Source organism: Pseudomonas sp. LP_7_YM (genome assembly GCF_004364435.1).
Taxonomy (GTDB): Bacteria; Pseudomonadota; Gammaproteobacteria; order Pseudomonadales; family Pseudomonadaceae; genus Aquipseudomonas.
The window spans coordinates 36858-57581 of sequence record NZ_SOCT01000016.1; the positions used below are offsets into that span (position 1 = coordinate 36858).

15 protein-coding genes and 1 pseudogene are annotated in these 20724 nt (G+C 59.4%); 10 read left to right on the forward strand and 6 right to left on the reverse strand.

Annotated features, from left to right (window positions below; genetic code table 11):
• Positions 1-70: 70 nt before the first annotated feature.
• Entirely contained in the window at positions 71-2248 is a 2178-nt protein-coding gene (locus EC915_RS22955; protein ID WP_133752801.1) for a malate synthase G, read from the reverse strand.
• A gap of 399 nt (positions 2249-2647) precedes the next feature.
• Here EC915_RS22955 and EC915_RS22960 point away from each other — a divergent pair.
• Positions 2648-3167 (forward strand): annotated as a pseudogene (locus EC915_RS22960) (glycine cleavage system protein R).
• A gap of 309 nt (positions 3168-3476) precedes the next feature.
• Here the strand turns inward: EC915_RS22960 and rarD are convergent.
• From rarD to EC915_RS22985, 5 genes are all read right to left on the reverse strand, one after another.
• Positions 3477-4370, reverse strand: coding sequence for an EamA family transporter RarD (gene rarD / locus EC915_RS22965; RefSeq protein WP_133752802.1), 894 nt, complete (start codon positions 4368-4370; stop codon positions 3477-3479).
• A gap of 234 nt (positions 4371-4604) precedes the next feature.
• A complete protein-coding gene (locus EC915_RS22970; protein ID WP_133752803.1) occupies positions 4605-5579 on the reverse strand; it encodes a serine/threonine protein kinase in 975 nt (324 codons plus the stop codon).
• 228 nt (positions 5580-5807) lie between these two features.
• Entirely contained in the window at positions 5808-7736 is a 1929-nt protein-coding gene (locus tag EC915_RS22975; RefSeq protein WP_133752804.1) for a PhoX family phosphatase, read from the reverse strand.
• Between the two features lie 105 nt (positions 7737-7841).
• Positions 7842-8606: a TOBE domain-containing protein gene (locus EC915_RS22980; protein WP_133752805.1), complete on the reverse strand. Its 765-nt coding sequence runs from the start codon at positions 8604-8606 to the stop codon at positions 7842-7844.
• Between the two features lie 262 nt (positions 8607-8868).
• Positions 8869-9603 (reverse strand): ComF family protein, encoded by a 735-nt coding sequence (locus tag EC915_RS22985; protein ID WP_133752806.1) that lies wholly within the window; start codon positions 9601-9603, stop codon positions 8869-8871.
• A 107-nt stretch (positions 9604-9710) separates the two neighbouring features.
• Here EC915_RS22985 and bioB point away from each other — a divergent pair, with 107 nt between their 5' ends.
• The 9 genes from bioB to EC915_RS23030 all read left to right on the forward strand — a co-directional run bounded on the left by bioB (position 9711) and on the right by EC915_RS23030 (position 20595).
• On the forward strand, positions 9711-10766 hold the full coding sequence (bioB, locus tag EC915_RS22990; protein ID WP_133752807.1) for a biotin synthase BioB: 1056 nt from the start codon (positions 9711-9713) through the stop codon (positions 10764-10766).
• Between the two features lie 173 nt (positions 10767-10939).
• The gene (gene bioF / locus EC915_RS22995; RefSeq protein ID WP_133752808.1) at positions 10940-12130 is read left to right on the forward strand and encodes an 8-amino-7-oxononanoate synthase; all 1191 of its coding nucleotides are present in this window, start codon (positions 10940-10942) and stop codon (positions 12128-12130) included.
• On the forward strand, positions 12123-12854 hold the full coding sequence (locus EC915_RS23000) for an alpha/beta fold hydrolase (RefSeq protein ID WP_133752809.1): 732 nt from the start codon (positions 12123-12125) through the stop codon (positions 12852-12854). The genes bioF and EC915_RS23000 overlap by 8 nt, the downstream gene beginning before the upstream one ends.
• Positions 12847-13695 (forward strand): malonyl-ACP O-methyltransferase BioC, encoded by an 849-nt coding sequence (bioC, locus tag EC915_RS23005; RefSeq protein ID WP_133752810.1) that lies wholly within the window; start codon positions 12847-12849, stop codon positions 13693-13695. Before EC915_RS23000 ends, bioC begins: the two co-directional genes overlap by 8 nt.
• An 87-nt stretch (positions 13696-13782) precedes the next feature.
• Positions 13783-14466, forward strand: a complete 684-nt coding sequence (gene bioD / locus EC915_RS23010) for a dethiobiotin synthase (protein ID WP_133752811.1) — start codon at positions 13783-13785, stop codon at positions 14464-14466.
• A gap of 149 nt (positions 14467-14615) precedes the next feature.
• Positions 14616-14912 carry a pyrroloquinoline quinone biosynthesis protein PqqE gene (locus tag EC915_RS23015; RefSeq protein ID WP_133752812.1) on the forward strand — a complete coding sequence of 99 codons (297 nt, stop codon included), beginning with the start codon at positions 14616-14618 and terminating at the stop codon, positions 14910-14912.
• Between the two features lie 368 nt (positions 14913-15280).
• Positions 15281-17086, forward strand: a complete 1806-nt coding sequence (locus EC915_RS23020; RefSeq protein WP_133752813.1) for a phenylacyl-CoA dehydrogenase — start codon at positions 15281-15283, stop codon at positions 17084-17086.
• 216 nt (positions 17087-17302) lie between these two features.
• Entirely contained in the window at positions 17303-18598 is a 1296-nt protein-coding gene (locus EC915_RS23025; RefSeq protein ID WP_133752814.1) for a GGDEF domain-containing protein, read from the forward strand.
• Between the two features lie 221 nt (positions 18599-18819).
• Positions 18820-20595 (forward strand): acyl-CoA dehydrogenase C-terminal domain-containing protein, encoded by a 1776-nt coding sequence (locus EC915_RS23030; RefSeq protein ID WP_133752815.1) that lies wholly within the window; start codon positions 18820-18822, stop codon positions 20593-20595.
• The last annotated feature ends 129 nt before the right edge of the window (positions 20596-20724 follow it).

The following is a 20724-nucleotide window of genomic DNA, read 5'->3' on the forward strand; positions in this document are numbered from 1 at the left end:
GCTACATTTATTTGTCGGTAATGAAAAAGGCGGCGTGCCATGCAGGAACGCCGCCTTTTTTGCTACTGAACTACAACCCGTTCTTCGCCTTGAACTCACGGCGACGACGATGGAGCACAGGCTCTGTGTAGCCGTTGGGCTGACGGGTGCCTTCGATGACCAGCTCTACCGCCGCCTGAAAGGCGATGTTGCTGTCGAAGTCCGGCGCAAGTGGACGGTACAGTGCGTCGCCGGTGTTCTGGCGGTCGACCACCGGCGCCATACGCTTGAGGCTCTCCATCACCTGCTGCTCGCTGACCACGCCGTGCCGTAACCAGTTGGCAATATGCTGGCTGGAAATACGCAGCGTCGCGCGGTCCTCCATCAGACCGATGTCGTTGATGTCCGGCACCTTGGAGCAACCCACGCCCTGATCGATCCAGCGCACCACGTAACCGAGAATGCCCTGGGCATTGTTGTCCAGTTCGTTCTGGATCTGCTCGGGCGTCCAGTCGGTATTCGGCGCCAGCGGCAGGGTCAGGATGTCATCGACCGACGCAGGCGCGCGCTGCGCCAGTTCGGCCTGTCGCGCAAACACATCGACCTTGTGGTAATGCAGTGCGTGCAGGGCCGCTGCGGTCGGCGAAGGCACCCACGCGGTGTTGGCGCCGGCTAGCGGGTGAGCGATTTTCTGCTCCAGCATGGCTGCCATCAGATCCGGCATTGCCCACATGCCTTTACCGATCTGGGCACGTCCTTGCAGCCCGCACTTCAAGCCGATATCGACGTTGGAGTTTTCATAGGCACCGATCCATTTCTCAGCCTTCATCTGCGCCTTTCGTACCACCGGCCCTGCTTCCATGGAGGTGTGAATTTCGTCGCCGGTGCGGTCCAGGAAGCCGGTGTTGATGAACACCACACGCTCACGGGCGGCCTGGATACAGGCCTTGAGGTTGACCGTGGTGCGGCGCTCCTCGTCCATGATCCCGACTTTTAGCGTATTGCGCGGCAAGCCCAGCACCTCTTCGATGCGGCCAAACAGCTCGTTGGTGAACGCCACTTCTTCGGGGCCGTGCATCTTGGGCTTGACGATGTAGACCGAACCGCTGCGGCTGTTGGTGCGCAGGGTGTTGCCCTTGAGGTTATGGATCGCCGCCAGGCTGGTCAGCAGGCCGTCGAGGATGCCTTCCGGCACTTCCTGACCTTGATTGTCGAGGATGGCATCGATGGTCATCAGGTGACCCACGTTGCGCACGAACAGCAATGAACGGCCGTGCAGTGTCACCGGCTCGCCCTGCGGCGAGGTGTACACGCGGTCGGCGTTCATGGTGCGGGTAAAGCGCGTGCCGCCCTTGGACACTTCTTCGGAAAGATCGCCCTTCATCAGGCCTAACCAGTTGCGGTAGACCACCACCTTGTCGTCGGCGTCGACCGCAGCGATGGAGTCTTCACAGTCCATGATGGTGGTCAGCGCGGCTTCCATCAGCACGTCTTTGACGCCCGCTGCGTCGGTCTGGCCGATAGGACTTGCGGCATCGATCTGAATTTCGAAATGCAGGCCGTTGTGCTTGAGCAAAACCGCCGTCGGCGCAGATGCTTCCCCCTGAAAACCGATGAGCTGTGCGTCGTCACGCAGGCCCGTGTTGCTGCCGCCCTTGAGGCCGACGATCAATACGCCATCGGCAACTTTATAGTGGGTGGAGTCGACATGGGAGCCCGCAGCCAATGGTGCGGCTTCGTCGAGAAAGGCGCGAGCGAAGGCAATGACCTTGTCGCCGCGAACCTTGTTATAACCTTTGCCTTTTTGCGCGCCGCCTTCTTCGGAAATGGCATCGGTGCCGTACAGCGCGTCGTACAGTGAACCCCACCGGGCATTGGAGGCGTTCAGCGCGAAGCGGGCGTTCATGACCGGGACCACCAGTTGCGGGCCGGCCATGCGAGCGATTTCTTCGTCGACGTTCTGCGTCGTCACCTGGAAGTCCGCTGCTTCTGGCAACAGATAACCGATTTCCTGGAGGAAGGCCTTGTACACGGGGGCGTCGTGGGCCTGACCGGCATTGGACTGGTGCCAGGCATCGATGCGTGCCTGAAAGTCGTCGCGCTTGGTGAGTAAAGCTTTGTTCTTCGGCGCCAGCTCATGGATCAGCTTATCGGCTCCGGCCCAGAACGCGGCGACTTCGATACCGGTTTCAGGAAGGGCTTCGTTGTTCACGAAGTCCAGCAGGACTTTGGCGACTTGAAGGCCACCGACTTGAACGTGTTCAGTCATTGCTTGCCTCACTCTGCTCAGCTATCTGCGCTTGATCTCGCGCGCTTTTGTTTAAGCCATCGACATCACTGCTTACCTTTAAGGTTTCGAGCAGCAATGCTGGGTCAGGCATCTTTCCAAAGTATGTAGTGAACGCGGCGGAATACTACATGATGAGTTGCTGCGTGAAAATCGGACTCGATATGTCACCGAACGACTGATTTTCTTACGCGGGTCAAATCAGCGTTGCGGATGTTCTCAAAAAATATACGAATTGTTCTAGGAAATTATAGAAATAGTACACAAATCCTTTTTTCTGAAAGCGTTCCGGCACACCCCGAGCCCTTGCCTATACTTGCGCGACAGCCGCACAGGGAGGGAAACCGACCTGTGCACACGCAAGAGAATAAGGAGTGGACCGTGGATCATCTCATCATCACCGTATTTGCCCCCGATAAGCCCGGACAGGTGGAGCGGATCGCTTCGTGTGTTGCAAATCACGGTGGTAATTGGCTGGAAAGCCGCATGACCCACATGGCCGGGCAGTTCGCCGGCATTCTCAGGGTGGACGTGCCGGCAGAGGCTCATGCCGCATTACGTGATGCTTTGCAGGCACTGTCCTCTTACGGGCATCCGCGTGCAGTTTGCCGAGATCGTGGCCGAGCCGGCTTCACATTGGAAATCCATCAATATGGAGCTGGTAGGCAATGACCGGCCCGGTATCGTGCGCGACGTTACGCGACTGCTAACGGAGCAAGGGGTGAATGTCGAGCAACTGATGACGAATGTAGAGCCCGCGCCGATGAGCAGTGAAACCTTGTTTCGCGCCAAAGCACTGCTGGGTTTACCCCTGAGCTTATCGCTGGATGCGCTACAGGAACGGCTTGAGACGTTGGCGGATGAGTTAATGGTGGAGCTCAAGATCAAGGCTGACGATTGATCAGAGGTACTCTATACAGCTGAGTGAAATCGATCGATACGAGGTTCATCGCTGCCCTGCAGGCGGAACGGCCAGCCGAGCATCAGGGGCTCAGTCCAGTTATCCAGTTTTTTCATGAGCCTGCCTGTGGATAACCTGCGGATACAGCCCTGCAGGTCACGTCAATCAAGGCGTTGCCAATATTGATCAAAAAATCGCCAACTTCAGGAAGTTGTGCACAAATAGGATGAATGAGGTTGTGGATAACCTGCGCAAACATCGTTGCAAGCCACGTTTTTCGTGGCTTACAACGCGCTGTTCATTTATTGATCAGCGTGCGCCGCTGCGGCGGATCGCCACCCAGGCATCGATGCTGTAGATGATCAGACCTGCCCAGATGAAGCAGAAGGTCACGACGGTGGTTGAAGGCATGTGCTCACCGAAGAACACTACCGCCAATGCCAGCACCAGCGTCGGCGCAATGTACTGCAGGAAACCCAGCGTGGCGTAGGGCAGGTGCCGGGCGGCAGCGTTGAAGCACACTAGGGGTATCAGCGTGACCGGGCCTGCGGCGGCCAGCCAGATAGCTTCGGATGTCGTCCAGAATTCAGCCTGCGCACTGTGCGCCATGGGGTTGAACAGCAACCAGCCCGCCGCCAGTGGCACCAGAATCCAGGTCTCTACTACCAGCCCTGGCAGTGCTGCGACCGGCGCCTTTTTGCGGATCAACCCGTAGAAACCAAAGGTCAACGCCAGCGCCAGCGAGATCCACGGCAGGCTGCCGACCTGCCAGACCTGTTGCACCACTCCGATGAGCGCCAGCATGACCGCCACCCACTGCAACGGACGCAGCCTTTCGCGCAGCAGCACCATGCCCAGCATTACGTTGATCAGTGGGTTGATGAAATAACCCAAACTGGCCTCGACCATGTGGTTGTTGTTCACCGCCCAGACATAAATCAGCCAATTGGCTGCAATCAGCGACCCGCTGACTGCGAGAACGGCCAGGCGCCGAGGGTTGTCTCGCAGTTCCTGCCACCAGCCCGGGTGCTTCCACACCAGCAACAGCAGTGAGCCGAAAATCGCTGACCAGATTGCGCGATTGACGATGATTTCCACAGAAGGTACTTCAGCCAGCACCTTGAAGTAGATCGGAAACAATCCCCAGATGATGTAGGCACTAAGGCCAAGGATGTACCCGCGACGCGGGTTGGCAGCTTGCATGGGTGGTCCTTCGGCAAGTTTTTTGTAGTGTTAAGAGGTACTCGATTGCATGCGATCTGTTGCTGCCCGAAGGCGTGGGAGCCTGGCTTGCCGGCGATCTGTGCGCAGCGGCAGATGCGGTGTGACTGACTCGACGAATGCGCCTGAATGAGTACCGGCGCCCGGCAAGTCGCCCGATCAAGGTCCGTAGCAGGGAGAACGCCTACGCCCTTTGGGCAGAAGCGTCCACGCGCTTCAAAACAGCTTCAACGGCTCCTCGTTCAGCGCGGCCAGTTGCTCGCGCAACGCCAGCACCTGATTGCCCCAGTAGCGCTCGGTGCCGAACCAGGAAAAGCTGTGAGGAAACGCCGGATCGTCCCAGCGGCGGGCCAGCCACGCACTGTAATGAAGCAGACGCAGGGCTCGCAATGGTTCGATCAACGCCAGTTCGCGCGGGTCGAAATCGTTAAATTCGTTATAGCCGTCCATCAGTTCCGACAACTGACTCAGACAATCCTGACGATCACCGGCGAGCATCATCCAGATGTCTTGTACAGAGGGGCCCATGCGACAGTCGTCAAGGTCAACGATATGAAATATCTCATCGCGGGTCATCATGTTGCCGGGGTGACAGTCGCCGTGCATGCGGATGTTCTGGTGGGGCGTGGCGGCATAGACGTCTTCGACTCGCTTGAGCAGATCCTTGGCCACCGACTCGTAGGCGGGTAGCAGGCTGCGCGGAATGACGTTGTTTTCCAGCAGGTAATTCAGCGAATCGTGGCCGAAGTTTTTCACACCCAAGGCTTCGCGGTGCTCGAAAGGGCGGGTGGCGCCGACGGCATGAATCCGGCCGAGCAACTGGCCGAGGCGATACAGCTGATCCAGATTGCCCGGCTCAGGCGCGCGGCCACCCCGACGCGGGAACAGCGTGAACCGAAACCCGGCGTGTTCGAACAGGGTCTGGCCATTGTGAACAAGGGGCGCGACCACCGGAATTTCCACGTCGGCCAGCTCGGCAGTAAAGCTGTGCTCTTCGAGAATGGCTTCGCTGGTCCAGCGATTCGGGCGGTAGAACTTGGCGATCAGTGGCTGGCTTTCGTCGATGCCAACCTGATAAACGCGATTCTCGTAGCTGTTGAGCGCAAGGATGCGCGCGTCGCTGACAAAACCGATGCTTTCGACGGCATCCAGCACCAGGTCGGGTGTGAGTGTTGCAAACGGGTGGGCCATGCTAACTCCTGCGCGCAGCAGGCTGCCGCGTCGGGCCCGTCATGGTAACTCAGGAGCGGATGCCTGACACACCGCGTTGCGCGGGCGCCGCTGATATCTGTGGGAGCGAGCTTGCTCACGAAGGGGCCGGTACTTTCACCACGCCGTCAGCGTTTGAAAGTCGGCATTCGTGTGCAAGCTCGCTCCCACAGATTTTTTCGCTGTCCCTGGCGTAGGGAGTGGGGCGCTTTATCCGCCGATGACGCCGCCATCCTCGCGCGTGATCACCATCACCGAAGACCTGGGCTTGCCGTTGGGCAGGTGCTCGGGGAAGGTCGAGCCGCCTTTTTCGCCGGGATGCTGAATGCCCACGAACAGCGCTTTCTGGTCGGGCGCGAAGCTGATGCCGGTCACTTCACAGCCCACGGGCCCGACCATGAACCGGCGGATTTCACCGCTGGCAGGATCGGCGCAGAGCATCTGGTTATTGCCCATGCCCGCAAAGTCTCCGGCGTTCGAGTAATCTCCGTCGGTCAGAATCCACAGCCGCCCCTGCTTGTCGAAACCCAGGCCATCCGGGCTGTTGAACATGTTCTGCGGGGTAATGTTGCTCGACCCGGCCTGGGGTTTGCCCGCATGGACACCGGGATTGCCTGCGACCACGAACAGATCCCAGGCAAAGTCCATCGACGCCGCATCCGCGCCCGCTTCGTGCCAGCGCAGAATCTGACCGTACTGATTCTTCTCACGCGGATTCGGCCCGCCGACCGGCTGACCCTCTTCACCGCGCCTGGCGTTGTTGGTCAGGGTGCAATAGACCTGACCATCCTTGGGGCTGACCACGATCCACTCCGGCCGGTCCATGCGGGTTGCCTTGACTACGCTCGCAGCAAGACGCGCATGGATCAGCACTTCGGCCTGGCTGGCGAAGCCGCTGGCGGCGTCGATGCCGTTTTTGCCGTGGGTCAGTTCAACCCACTTGCCCCGGCCTTTCGGGCGATCAGGGTTGCTGTCGCCATCATCGAACCGGGCCACATATAACGTGCCGTGGTCGAGGATGTCGCGATTGGCCTTTGGATTCTTGTGATCGACCTTGTCGCGGCTGATGAATTTGTAAATGAACTCGCCGCGCTCATCGTCGCCCATGTACACCACCACGCGACCATCCTTGGTTTCGGTAAGCGCTGCGTTTTCGTGTTTGAAGCGGCCCAAGGCCGTGCGTTTGACCGGCGTGGACGTCGGGTCGAACGGATCGATTTCCACCACCCAGCCGTGGCGGTTGAATTCGTTGGGGCTCTTTGCCACATCAAAGCGCGGATCGTGAGGATGCCAATTCACTTCCTTGCTGGTGGCAACCACGCCGTAACGCCTGGAAGGCGCATCGAAGGTCTGGGCGGGATTACTGCTGCCGAAACAGTCGGTGAAGTTCTCTTCGCACGTCAGGTACGTACCCCAGGGCGTCTTGCCGTTGGCGCAGTTCTGAAACGTGCCCAGCACCGCTTTGCCTGTTTTGTCGGCTTCGGTTTTCAGCCATTGATGGCCGGCTGCGGGGCCGCTGAGCCGAATCGGCGTGTTGCCATGAATGCGTCGGTTGTATTCAGAGCCTTGAACAAACGTCCACTGACCGCCTTCGCGCTTCACTTCGATCACCGAAACGCCTTCGCTGGCCAGCGCCTTGTGCACATCATCGGCCGATTGCGGGTCTTTGCCGTGATCGAACAGGTAGCGGTAGTTGGTGTATTCGTTATTGATCGCCATCAGCGCGCGCGTGGCGTTGTCGGCATCGTCACCCGGAAAAGTGAACAGGCTCATGCCATCGTTGTTATCGCCGAATTGTTGCTCCTGCGCTTTGGCTGTGCCTTTGCCGCTGGGATCGAAGGCCGGGCCACCCGCATGCACTGGTTGCCCCCAACTGATCAGGACGGAGGATGTGTAGCCCGGTGGCAGGCTGATGGTATCGGCGGTGGAGGACGGGATGCTGGCGAATCCGAGCAACGTGCTGTTTGCGGTGCTGACACTGGCGGCCATCACGCTACGGCTGAGCAGATTGCCGCCCAGAAACATCGCGGCGCCGCACAGGGCGCCAGCGCTGATAAAGCCACGGCGGGTGAGGCAGGCGCTGTTTTTTAGCACCAGCGTTTCGAGGTCGGTGGACTGGTTTTCTTCGAGTAATTTCATCACGGGCTTCCTGCGGTTTTGGCGCAAACCTTATTCAACCCGGATGACGCTATTGTGTCGGTCCGATGACCGCTTTTACCTCGAGATGCGGCGGTGGACGCGAACTTAAAGTGGCGTGCCGATCAGCACATAGGACGGCGCAAACTGGACCTTCACATCACTGCCGACCTTCAACTTCAATGCTTTGAGGTGATCGGGCCCGGCGACTGCGCATAAGGTCTGACTGCTGGGAAGACCGATTCTGACCTCGCTGGGGCCTTCTTCACCGTCCAGAATCTCCTCGATTTTTCCACTCAGGCAATTATGTCCAGTTGTTACCGACTGATCGGAGGCAAGCAATTCCAGCCAGCTGGCCTTGATCAGCGCGAAGACGTCGGTGCCCGGCTCCAGCTCCAGCCGAAGCGTGCTGTCGTGAGTGATCTGTGCGTCGATGGACAGGTCGCCTGCAAGGTTCAGCCTGATCATGTCGTTGCGGCCCAATGGGGTGATGCTGGACACCTGGCCATGCAACTGATTACGCGCACTGGTGCGCAGCATCAGGCGACTGAGCAACGCCAAATCACTGGATTGCTCCGGCGTTTCCAGCAATTGGGTCTGTAGCGCCTGCAGGCGTTGATAAAGCCGCAGCACGCGCTCGCCTTCTTCCGACAACCTGGCGCCACCACCCCCCCGGCCGCCCACACTGCGCTCGACCAGAGGCTTTTGCGCCAGATTGTTCAATTCGTCGATGGCGTCCCACGTCGCCTTATAACTCAAGCCTGCGCTCTTTGCTGCGCGGGTGATCGAACCTTGCTCGGCAATGTGCTGCAACAGCGCGATGCGGTGCGGGCGACGGACCATGTGTTGAGTGAGGGACGGCGGTAGGGACATATCTGAGAGATTTTGTCTTGGGATAATGGGCGCAGTGTAAGCCAAAACCGGCCTGCCCGGACGAGGCGGATTTGATGAAGGTGAGTGACGGAGAACTCGCAGCACATCCGAAACATGTCTGCGACCTGAGCACCGTTTCGAATCAATTCGCTCCGAAAGCTTGACCGTCCCTGGCATCGGCGGCGGCAAAACATGACCCATGGGATTCACTCGTACAGATAGCGCACGCGCCCAAGAACCTGTGATCTGTTTTGACCGTGACTCAACCCTCAGGCTTGGGCGTGCGCGCCAGGCAATACACATCTACCCTGTTTGCCCCCGCCTCGACCAGCAGCCGGGCAATGGTGTCAGCAGTGGAGCCAGTGGTCAGCACATCATCGATCAGCGCCACATGCTTACCCCTCACGCCAGCAGGCTCGACCAAAACAAACGCTTCGCGCAGATTGCGCTTTCTCGCCCTGGCATCCAGCCCCTGTTGCGCAGGCGTCTCCTTCACGCGGTCGATCAGTCGCTCATTCACTGGCAGCTGCAATTGTCGCCCAAGCCAGTTCGCCAGCATCGCGGCCTGGTTGTACCCGCGTTGTCGCAGACGTTTTCTGCCCAAGGGCACTGGAATCATGATGTCGGGTCGCGCAAGGCCTTCTTCGAACCGATGTTGCAGCGATTGCCCCAGCAACTCGGCCATCAATCGCCCCAGTGGCCATTTAGCCTGATGCTTGAAGCGTGTGACCAGTGCGTCGATGGGGAAGTCGTAAAGCCACGCAGCGATGACTTCGTTGAAGGCCGGAGCGCGACGCGTGCACTGCGCGCAAGTCAGGCCAGTCATTGGCAGGGGCAGGGCGCAGCGCTCGCATTGGTCGATGAGCCACGGCAATTCGGTCTCGCACGCCGTGCAGATTGGAAAGCCTGTGTCGGTCTGCTCGTCGCATAACAGACAGATTTGTACGTTTTTTAACCAGATGTAAACCTGATGCCCGTAGTGAGGTTGACAGCGCATGCCTCTTCCTTAAATATGCCGAACATCCGTGTTGCGCCTGTGGACTTTAGGGTTTGCCGATCGAGCCGAACCGCCCGGGTACTCGCCAAACCATCAAGGAGCCGCCCATGAGCGCCAGCATCAATGCCACTTTGCGTCACGACTGGAATCTAGCCGAGGTCCGCGCGCTGTTTACACAGCCTTTCAATGACCTGCTGTTTCAAGCGCAAACCGTGCATCGCGCTCATTTCGACGCCAACCGCGTTCAAGTCTCCACCCTGCTGTCGATCAAGACCGGCGCCTGCCCGGAAGACTGCAAGTACTGCCCGCAATCGGGTCACTACAACACCGGGCTTGAGAAAGAAAAGCTGATGCAGGTCCAGCAAGTGCTGGAAGAAGCTGCGCGGGCCAAAGCCATCGGTTCGACCCGTTTCTGCATGGGCGCCGCCTGGAAACACCCTTCGGCCAAAGACATGCCGTATGTGCTGGAGATGGTCAAAGGCGTGAAGGCCATGGGCCTGGAAACCTGCATGACCCTGGGCAAGCTCGATCAGGACCAAACCAAGGCCCTGGCCGACGCGGGGCTTGATTACTACAATCACAACCTCGACACCTCCCCGGATTTCTACACCAGCATCATCACTACCCGCACTTACAGCGAGCGTCTGCAGACTCTGGCCTATGTGCGCGATGCGGGCATGAAGATCTGCTCCGGCGGCATTTTGGGCATGGGCGAGTCGCTGGACGACCGCGCCAATCTGCTGATTCAACTGGCCAACCTGCCAGAGCATCCGGAGTCGGTGCCGATCAACATGCTGGTAAAAGTCGCCGGTACGCCGCTGGCTAACGCTGAAGACATCGATCCTTTCGACTTCATCCGCATGCTGGCCGTGGCGCGCATCCTGATGCCGCAATCCCACGTACGTCTGTCTGCGGGCCGCGAAGCGATGAACGACCAGATGCAGGCCCTGGCGTTCTTTGCTGGCGCCAACTCGATTTTCTACGGCGACAAACTGCTGACCACCGCCAACCCACAGGCTGACAAGGACATGCTGCTGTTCTCGCGTCTGGGTATCCAGCCGCAAGCGCGCGAAGAGCATTCGGACGAAGTGCATGAGGCGGCAATCGAGCAAGCGTTGATCGAGCAAAAGAGCAGCGAAATGTTTTACGACGCGGCGGTTTGATCGCTTACCGATGCGGCTGATTGAAACGCAAAATAGTATGGGTGTGGGCGTGCTCACGAAAGCGTCAGGTCAGTCGGCATCGATGCTGAATGTGATGCCGCATTCGTGAGCACGCTCACTCCCACCGGTATCGCATTCGTCCGAATTCTGCGATCTGAACAATTGAGGCCTGCATGTCTTTCGATCTGAGCGCACGTCTCGCTGCCCGTCGTGCCGAGCACCTTTACCGTCAACGCCCACTGTTACAGAGCCCGCAGGGCCCCGAGGTGGTGGTTGACGGCAAGCCGCTGTTGGCTTTTTGCAACAACGACTACATGGGCCTGGCGAATCACCCCGACGTGGTTGCAGCGTGGAAAGCCGGTGCCGAGCGCTGGGGCGTGGGTGGCGGAGCTTCGCACCTGGTCATCGGCCACAGCACGCCGCATCACGAACTTGAAGAAGCCTTGGCCGATCTCACCGGTCGCCCACGGGCGTTGTTGTTCTCCAATGGTTACATGGCCAACCTCGGCGCTGTCACGGCGTTGGTGGGGCAGGGCGATACCGTGTTGGAAGATCGCCTCAATCACGCCTCGCTGCTGGATGCAGGTCTGCTGAGCGGCGCCCGTTTCTCGCGCTATCTGCACAACGACCCTGATAGCTTGAATAGCCGCCTCGAAAAGGCCGTGGGCGATACGCTGGTGGTGACCGACGGCGTGTTCAGCATGGATGGCGACATAGCCGACTTGCCTGCGCTGGCCAAGGTTGCGCGAGCAAAAAACGCTTGGCTGATGGTCGATGACGCCCATGGCTTCGGGCCGCTTGGCGCCAACGGCGCGGGGATTGTCGAGCACTTCGGCTTGAGCATGGAGGACGTTCCGGTGCTGGTCGGCACCCTCGGCAAATCGTTTGGCACGGCAGGCGCATTCGTCGCCGGAAGTGAGGAGTTGATCGAAACGCTGATCCAGTTCGCCCGTCCCTATATCTACACCACCAGTCAGCCGCCGGCGCTGGCCTGCGCGACGCTGAAAAGCCTCGAACTGCTGCGCAGCGAGCAGTGGCGTCGTGAGCATTTGAAGGCGCTGATCAAACAGTTCCGTGAGGGCGCGCAGGCGCTTGGCCTGACGTTGATGGACAGCTTCACGCCGATCCAGCCGATCCTGATCGGAGACAGTGGTCGGGCCCTGCGCTTGTCTCAGATGTTGCGCGAGCGCGGGCTGATGGTGACGGCGATTCGTCCACCTACCGTGCCCGCCGGGAGCGCGCGATTGCGCGTCACCCTGTCCGCAGCCCACAGTCAGGCGCAGGTGCAACTATTGCTGGACGCATTGGAGCGGTGCTATCCGCTGCTGGGTGCGAGTGAGACCGGGGAGCCACAACATGCGTGACCGGTTGGTCCTGCTGCCGGGCTGGGGGCTTGGCGTTTCGCCGCTTGAGCCATTAGCGGCAGCGCTGCGTGGGCTGGACGAGCACTTGCGAGTCGAGATCGAGCCGCTGCCAGACCTGGACAATGCCGACCTCAACGACTGGCTCGACGAACTGGATTCGACCCTGCCGGATAACGTGTGGCTGGGCGGCTGGTCCCTGGGTGGCATGCTCGCCGCTGAATTGGCAGCGCGGCGTGGCGAGCGTTGCTGTGGTTTGGCGACGTTTGCCAGCAACGTGTGCTTCGTTGCCCGCAGTCAGTGGCCGAACGCAATGCCGCAGGCTGACTTCGACGCATTCATCGCCGGGTGCAAGGCCGATCCTGAGGTCACGCTCAAGCGTTTCAGTCTGTTGTGTGTGCAGGGCGCAGAGGCGCCGCGGGCGCTGTCGCGACAGTTGAAGGCAGGCGCCCCCCACGGCCCCGGTGCCGGTTTGATCGAAGGCCTGAAGCTGCTTGAGCGCATGGACACCCGCGCTGCATTGCAGGCTTATCGCGGCCCGCAGCTGCATTTGTTTGGTGGTCTCGATGCGTTGGTGCCCGCCGAAGCGTCGGCCGACCTGCTCAATCTCTTGCCCGATATCGAAGTGGGCGTGATCGAACAGGCCAGCCACGCATTCATTCTGGAAAACCCCCACGGCGTCGCCGCAGCGGTCCAGGCATTCCTACATGAGTCCGGTGATGACTGATCTTTCCCATTGCGCGGTGTTGAAGGCCGTGAAACAGCAACAGGCCAATGCCCAGAGCCGCCTGCCGGACAAGCGTCAGGTCGCAGCATCCTTCTCCAAGGCTGCGGCCAGTTACGACAGCGTTGCGCAGTTGCAGCGTGCGGTGGGCAGCGAGTTGATGTCGCTTCTACCCGAGATGAGGCCCGCTCGCTGGCTCGATCTGGGCAGTGGTACCGGTTATTTCAGTCGAATGCTGGCTGAACGGTTTCCGCAAAGTGAGGGCGTCGCGCTGGATATCGCCCAAGGCATGCTCGCCCATGCCCGACCGCTGGGAGGCCCTCAGCATTACGTGGCTGGCGATGCGGAAAGTCTGCCGCTGCGTGATGGCTGCGTCGATCTGATGTTCTCGAGTCTGGCCCTGCAGTGGTGCTCGGATTTCGCCTCGGTGCTCGCCGAGGCCAGTCGGGTCTTGCAGCCGGGAGGCGTTCTTGCCTTTGCCAGTTTGTGCGTTGGAACCCTTTATGAGCTGCGCGACAGCTGGCAGGCGGTGGATGGCCTGGTCCACGTCAATCGCTTTCGCGAGTTCGAAGAGTACCAGCGACTCTGTGCTGCCAGCGGCATGCAGGTGCGCAGTTTGCACGTCCAGCCGCATGTCCTGCATTACCCCGATGTGCGCAGCCTGACCCACGAACTCAAAGCGCTGGGCGCCCACAACATCAATCCGGGTCGTCCGGGCGGTTTGACAGGCCGGGCGCGAATTCAGGCGTTGATCGCTGCGTATGAAGGGTTCCGCCAGGAAGAAGGTCTGCCTGCGACCTATCAGGTTATTTACGCCGTGTTGGAAAAGCCTGCTGCTGGTTAAAGAATGACCAGTTCTGCCAGCATTTTTTATCCGGGCGCTATAGTGAGTGAGCAATAGTTTGAAACTTATAAACGGATGGTCGCCAAGATGAGTGCTGCTTATTTCATCGCGGGAACCGATACCGATGTTGGCAAAACCACCATTGCCACAGGACTGCTGTGTGCGGCGCGACAATCCGGACGGAGCACGGCGGCGGGCAAACCCGTGGCCTCGGGCTGCGATGTCAGGCCCAAGGGCCTGCGCAATGCCGACGCGGTGGCTTTGCGCGCCGAATGTTCGATTGCGTTGACGTACAGCGAGGTCAACCCGGTGGCTTTTGAACCGGCCATCGCCCCGCATCTGGCGGCACGTGAAGCGGGCATCGCGCTGACCGTGCAATCTCTGCTTGGGCCCATGCGCCACATTCTCGAAAAACAGGCCGACTTCACCCTGATCGAAGGTGCGGGAGGCTGGCGCGTGCCGTTGGCGGACCAGGCCAACTTGTCCGATCTGGCAATCGCGCTTGGGTTGCCGGTGATCCTGGTGGTGGGCGTGCGTCTGGGTTGCATCAGCCACGCGTTGCTCTCTGCCGAAGCCATCGCTAACGACGGTCTGCAACTGGCGGGCTGGGTGGCTAACGTCATCGACCCGAAAACGTCGCGCCTGGAAGAAAATCTCGCCACCTTGGCCGAGCGTCTGCCGGCGCCGTGTCTGGGGCGCGTGCCCTACATGAAGAAAGCTACCCCGGAAATGGTTGCCGAGCATTTGCACCTGGAATTGCTGGATGAGTGAGCTTGCTGCGGACTGCGCATTTGCCTGCGGGGGATCGCGGCAATGTGATCCACGTCACAAGGCGTAATGCCATTAGTCCGTTTGCTAAATGCTTCGTGGCGTTTGCTGGTTTAATGGCCTTGTTCGCTTATGAACAGAGGGTCCTGCTGATGCAAATCTCGCTGAACAACACGCTGTATCCAGGCCTGAGCGCCATTCAGGTCGGGCAGGACCGTGTCGACCAGGCCGCCACTCAGCTGGCCAGCCCAGCCACCGAAGTGTCGGGTCGTAGCCAGTCTTCGGACTTTCAGCTTGAGCGCCTGCGTTCGGTCGATCGCCCGCAACGTTCCGACATGGCCACCAATGTCGTTGAACTGACCGAGGGCAAGATTCAGGTCCAGGCGGGCGTCAAGGTCGAAAAGGCCGCCGATGAAATGCTTGGCACGCTGATCGACACCTTCGCCTGATTACTCTTCGAAATATGTCTCCTTTCAACGTGCGCTTCGGCGCACGTTTGCGTATGTGCTTCCCCTCCGAATAGCGCCCATCAAGCGGGCGAATCCCAGTGCTCTGCCGCCTGCGTGCAGGTCCGCTCAACTGGACTTAACCTCTACTATTCGTTCGGAGCCGGAATTCTGCGCTTCATATTGCGCGACGTTCAGACGTCCACGATGAAAGGTGCGTGACGCACCCTTGACAAGAAATGGGCGTAAACGTATGTTTCAAACACCTGTTTGACCGCCGACCAAAGAACAACTCTCGGTGTAAGGGGCAAGTCCCCGCAGTGACCACACGGTCATCCAACTCCAGGATTCATCAGCAGAGGTTTATCGCTATGCCTGATTACAAGGCCCCCTTGCGTGATATTCGCTTCGTTCGTGACGAGCTGCTTGGCTATGAAGCGCACTATCAGAGCCTGCCAGCGTGCCAGGACGCCACGCCTGACATGGTCGACGCCATTCTCGAGGAAGGTGCCAAGTTTTGTGAGCAGGTACTGGCGCCCTTGAACCGTGTGGGTGATACCGAAGGCTGCACCTGGAGCGAATCGGGCGTTAAGACGCCGACCGGCTTCAAAGAAGCCTACAAACAATTCGTCGAAGGCGGTTGGCCGAGTCTGGCCCACGACGTCGCTCATGGTGGTCAGGGTCTGCCTGAGTCGCTGGGTCTGGCGGTCAGTGAAATGGTCGGCGAGGCCAACTGGTCGTGGGGCATGTACCCCGGCTTGTCCCATGGCGCAATGAACACCATCTCCGAGCATGGCACGCCTGAGCAACAGGATGCCTACCTGACCAAACTGGTCTCGGGGGAGTGGACCGGCACCATGTGCCTGACCGAGCCTCACTGTGGCACTGACTTAGGCATGTTGCGCACCAAGGCCGAGCCTCAGGCAGATGGCTCGTACAAGGTGTCCGGCACCAAGATTTTCATCTCCGCTGGCGAACACGACATGGCCGATAACATCGTCCACATCGTGCTGGCCCGTCTGCCCGACGCGCCTTCAGGCACCAAAGGCATTTCGCTGTTCATCGTTCCCAAGTTCCTGTCGGCGGCTGACGGCGGCGTCGGCGAGCGTAACGCAGTGAGCTGTGGTTCGCTGGAACACAAGATGGGCATCCACGGCAACGCTACCTGCGTAATGAATTTCGACAGCGCCACCGGCTTTCTGATCGGTCCGCCGAACAAGGGCCTGAACTGCATGTTCACCTTCATGAACACGGCGCGTCTGGGTACCGCGTTGCAAGGTCTTGCCCACGCTGAAGTCGGCTTTCAGGGCGGCCTGAAATACGCCCGTGAACGTTTGCAGATGCGCTCGCTGACGGGCCCGAAAGCGCCGGACAAGGCCGCTGACCCGATCATCGTCCACCCGGACGTGCGTCGCATGCTGCTGACCATGAAGGCGTTCGCCGAGGGGACTCGGGCGATGGTTTACTTCACCGCCAAGCAGGTCGACATTGTCAAATACAGCGATGACGCTGATGCTAAAAAGCAAGCCGATGGCCTGCTGGCGTTCATGACCCCGATCGCCAAGGCGTTCATGACAGAAGTCGGGTTCGAATCCGCCAACCACGGCGTACAGATCTACGGCGGCCACGGCTTCATCGCGGAATGGGGCATGGAGCAGAACGTGCGCGACAGCCGTATTTCGATGCTGTACGAAGGCACTACGGGCGTTCAGGCTCTCGACTTGCTGGGCCGTAAAGTGCTGATGACTCAAGGCGAGGCGCTGAAGGGCTTTACCAGGATCGTCCACAAATTCTGCCAGGCGCAGGAAGGCAACGAAGCGGTCAGCGAATTTGTCTCCCCGCTGGCTGCGTTGAACAAGGAGTGGGGCGACCTGACCATGAAGGTCGGCATGGCCGCCATGAAAGATCGCGAAGAAGTCGGTGCCGCATCGGTGGATTACCTGATGTTCTCAGGCTACGTATGCCTGGCGTATTTCTGGGCTGACATGGCCCGCATTGCAGCCGAGAAACTGGCAGCCGGCACCAGCGAAGAAGCTTTCTACACCGCGAAACTGCAGACTGCGCGCTTCTACTTCCAGCGCATCCTGCCGCGTACCCGCACACATGTTGCGGCCATGCTGTCAGGTGCCAGCAACCTGATGGACATGAACGAAGAGCACTTCGGCCTGGCTTACTGAGTCACCGGCCTGTTTTACCTTAAAGCCGCTTGTCCTTCGGGGCAGGCGGCTTTTTTGTGCCTGTCAGGCAGCTCAACCGATACCGCGCGGATACGGGCACTGACGGAAAAACAGTGACCTGTCTCACAATTTTCCTCATCAAATTCGCTATCCGGTCGATACAGGCACAATGCCATTTAATTTACACACGTTCGTTATGGGTAGGAGTCAGTCCTTTTGCTGCGCCCGTCAGCTGCACACCTCAGCCATTTTCTACCTTCACTGGCGCTGTTGATCGCCGGACTTGCGGCTGCGTACGTGAAGGACCTCAACGTGTTCTTCACCTCGCTGTTCAACGTGCTGCCCACATTGGTTCTGTTGCTCGGCGGTGCCTACTGCATCGTTTATAAGCGCCAGCGTGAACTGTTCCTGACGATTACGGTGTACATCGCCTATTTCCTGCTCGATACCCAGACCGATTACTACCGCGACAACGGCAAAGTCCGCGAAGACGCCGCAGTGGTGTTCCATCTTTGTTGCCTGTTGCTGCCCGTCATGTTTGGGTTGTTCGCTGCCTGGGAAGAGCGTACCCATTTGCTTCAGGACCTTGTCGCGCGGCTGGCGGTGCTTGTCGCCGTCGGCAGCGTTGCCTTGGGGCTTGAACAGAGCTTCCCGCAAAGCCTGCTGGCGTGGCTGGCCGACATTCGCTGGCCCTCGCTGCATGGCGAATGGATGAGCCTTATTCAGCTCTCCTACGTGACCTTCCTCATTGCCTTCGCCGTGCTGCTCGTCCAGTACATTCGCAAGCCCAGGCCGTTGCATGCCGCTCAACTGGTGGGGCTGTTGGGGTTGTTCTGGGCCTTGCCGAAAACCTTCATCCTGCCCTTTACGCTGAACATCATGTGCAGTCAGGTCATGCTGATGATCGCCGCAGCGGTCGCTCATGAGGCCTATCAAATGGCCTTCCGCGATGAGCTGACAGGATTGCCGGGTCGACGGGCGCTCAACGAGCGCATGCAGCGCCTGGGCCGAAACTACGTGCTGGCAATGAGTGACGTCGACCATTTCAAGAAATTCAACGACACCCACGGCCACGATGTCGGCGACCAGGTGCTGCGTCTGGTGGCGAGCAAGTTATCGAAAATCACCAACGGCGGCGGCCGGGCCTATCGTTACGGGGGCGAAGAGTTCGCGATCGTTTTTGCGGGCAAGACGCTGGATGAGTGCATGCCGCATCTGGAAGTCATCCGCGAGACCATCGCTAACTACGCTATCCATTTACGTAATCAGGACAACCGGCCACAGGACGATCTGCAAGGTCGTCAACGTCGCGCAGGTTCACCGGCATCGGTGGTGTCGGTGACCGTCAGTATCGGGGTAGCCGAGCGTCAGGCGGAGCATCGCAACCCCGACGAGGTGCTCAAAGCTGCGGACCAGGCACTTTATGCGGCCAAAGGCGCGGGCCGAAATTGCGTTATTGCCTACGGTCAAACCAACAGGCGCGGCGCCGAAAGAATGGCTGCTGCTGGCTGATCGCGTCGTCCTTCTTCTTTATTGTCAGAGACCTTTGTCTGCGGGTGGGTCTTTCTCGTGCGCGCGGGAAATATGTGACCGAAAATTGTCTTGTAGTCACTACTTGACCCTATGTGTCTTAAATGGCGTTCCTGTACACTCCGACTCACTGACACATTGATGCTGCTCACGGTCTGCGGCGTCTCATTTTCGGGTATCTGTTGCTGTTTGCGAGGTTTGCCATGGCTGACTACAAAGCGCCTTTGCGCGATATGCGCTTCGTCCTCAATGAAGTGTTCGAAGTCTCCAGACTCTGGGCCACGCTGCCGGAGCTGTCCGAGGCAGTGGATGCCGAAACTGTCGAGGCGATTCTAGAAGAGGCGGGCAAGGTCACCAGCAGATCCGTGGCCCCGCTCAGCCGCGCAGCCGATGAAGAAGGTTGCCACTGGAACGACACCGTGGTGACCACGCCGCAAGGCTTCGTCAAGGCTTACCAGGCCTACGCCGAGGGCGGCTGGGTGGGGGTTGGCGGCAATCCCGAGTTCGGCGGCATGGGCATGCCCAAGGCTGTTTCGGCTCAGGTCGAGGAAATGGTCAACTCATCAAGCCTGGCCTTCGGCCTTTATCCGATGCTGACCTCGGGCGCCTGCGTCTCGATCAACACCCACGCCAGCGAAGAGCTCAAGGCGACTTACCTGCCGAATCTGTACGCCGGTATCTGGGCCGGTTCGATGTGCCTGACCGAAGCGCATGCCGGCACCGACCTTGGGATCATCCGCACCAAGGCCGAGCCGCAGACCGACGGCACCTACAAGATCACCGGCACCAAGATCTTCATTACCGGTGGCGAACACGATCTGACTGAAAACATCATCCATCTGGTCCTGGCCAAACTGCCGGACGCGCCTGCTGGCCCGAAGGGCATTTCGCTGTTTCTGGTGCCGAAATTCTTCGTCAACAGTGATGGCAGCCTGGGCGAGCGCAACGCGGTGTCCTGTGGTTCCATCGAGCACAAAATGGGTATCCAGGCCTCCGCGACGTGCGTAATGAACTTCGATCAGGCAGAAGGCTATCTGATCGGCGAGCCAAACAAAGGGCTGGCGGCGATGTTCACGATGATGAACTACGAGCGCTTGGGCGTTGGTATTCAGGGTTTGGCGTCCGGCGAGCGCTCTTATCAGAACGCCATCGAATACGCCCGTGACCGCCTGCAAAGTCGGGCGCCGACCGGCGCGCAGTCCAAGGACACTATTGCCGACCCTATCATCGTGCACCCTGACGTGCGGCGCATGCTGCTGACCATGAAGGCCCTGAACGAGGGCGGACGTGCGTTTTCTACCTATGTCGCTCTGCAACTGGACGCTGCCAAATACAGCGAAGACGCTGATGTGCGCCAGCGCGCCGATGGGTTGGTCGCATTGCTGACACCGGTTGCCAAGGCGTTCCTGACCGATATGGGGCTGGACATCACCATCCTCGGTCAGCAAGTGTTCGGCGGCCACGGTTACATCCGTGAGTGGGGCCAGGAGCAATTGGTCCGTGATGTGCGCATCACTCAAATCTACGAGGGCACCAACGGCATTCAGGCGCTGGATCTTCTGGGCCGCAAGATCGTTGGCAGCGAGGGGGCGCATTACCGGCTGTTTTCTGATGAAGTCCGCGCTTTCATTGAGTTGTCCGGCCCCTCGCTGGGAGAGTTCACCAAACCATTGGCCGCAGCGCTGACCACCCTGGATGAATTGACTGACTGGATACTGGATCGCGCGCGAAGCAACCCCAACGAAATCGGCGCAGCGTCGGTGGAGTATTTGCACGCTTTCGGTTACACGGCATACGCCTACATGTGGGCGATGTCGGCGAAGGCCGCGCTGGGCAAGGATGAGGAGGACTTCTACGCCGGCAAGCTGGGCACCGCGCGTTTCTATTTCGCACGCATGCTGCCCAGAATTCAGTCGCTTGCAGCATCGGTCAAAGCGGGCAGTGAGTCGCTGTATCTGCTCCAGGCGTCACAATTCTGACGGCGGAGGGTTCGTGTAAGCTTTTGCTTACACGACGCGATGACAATCTGCTCTATCGCGGTATGGGATCCAAAGTTAATCTACACACATGGACGTAGCGCAGGATGCGCAAACAGATAACAGGGACAC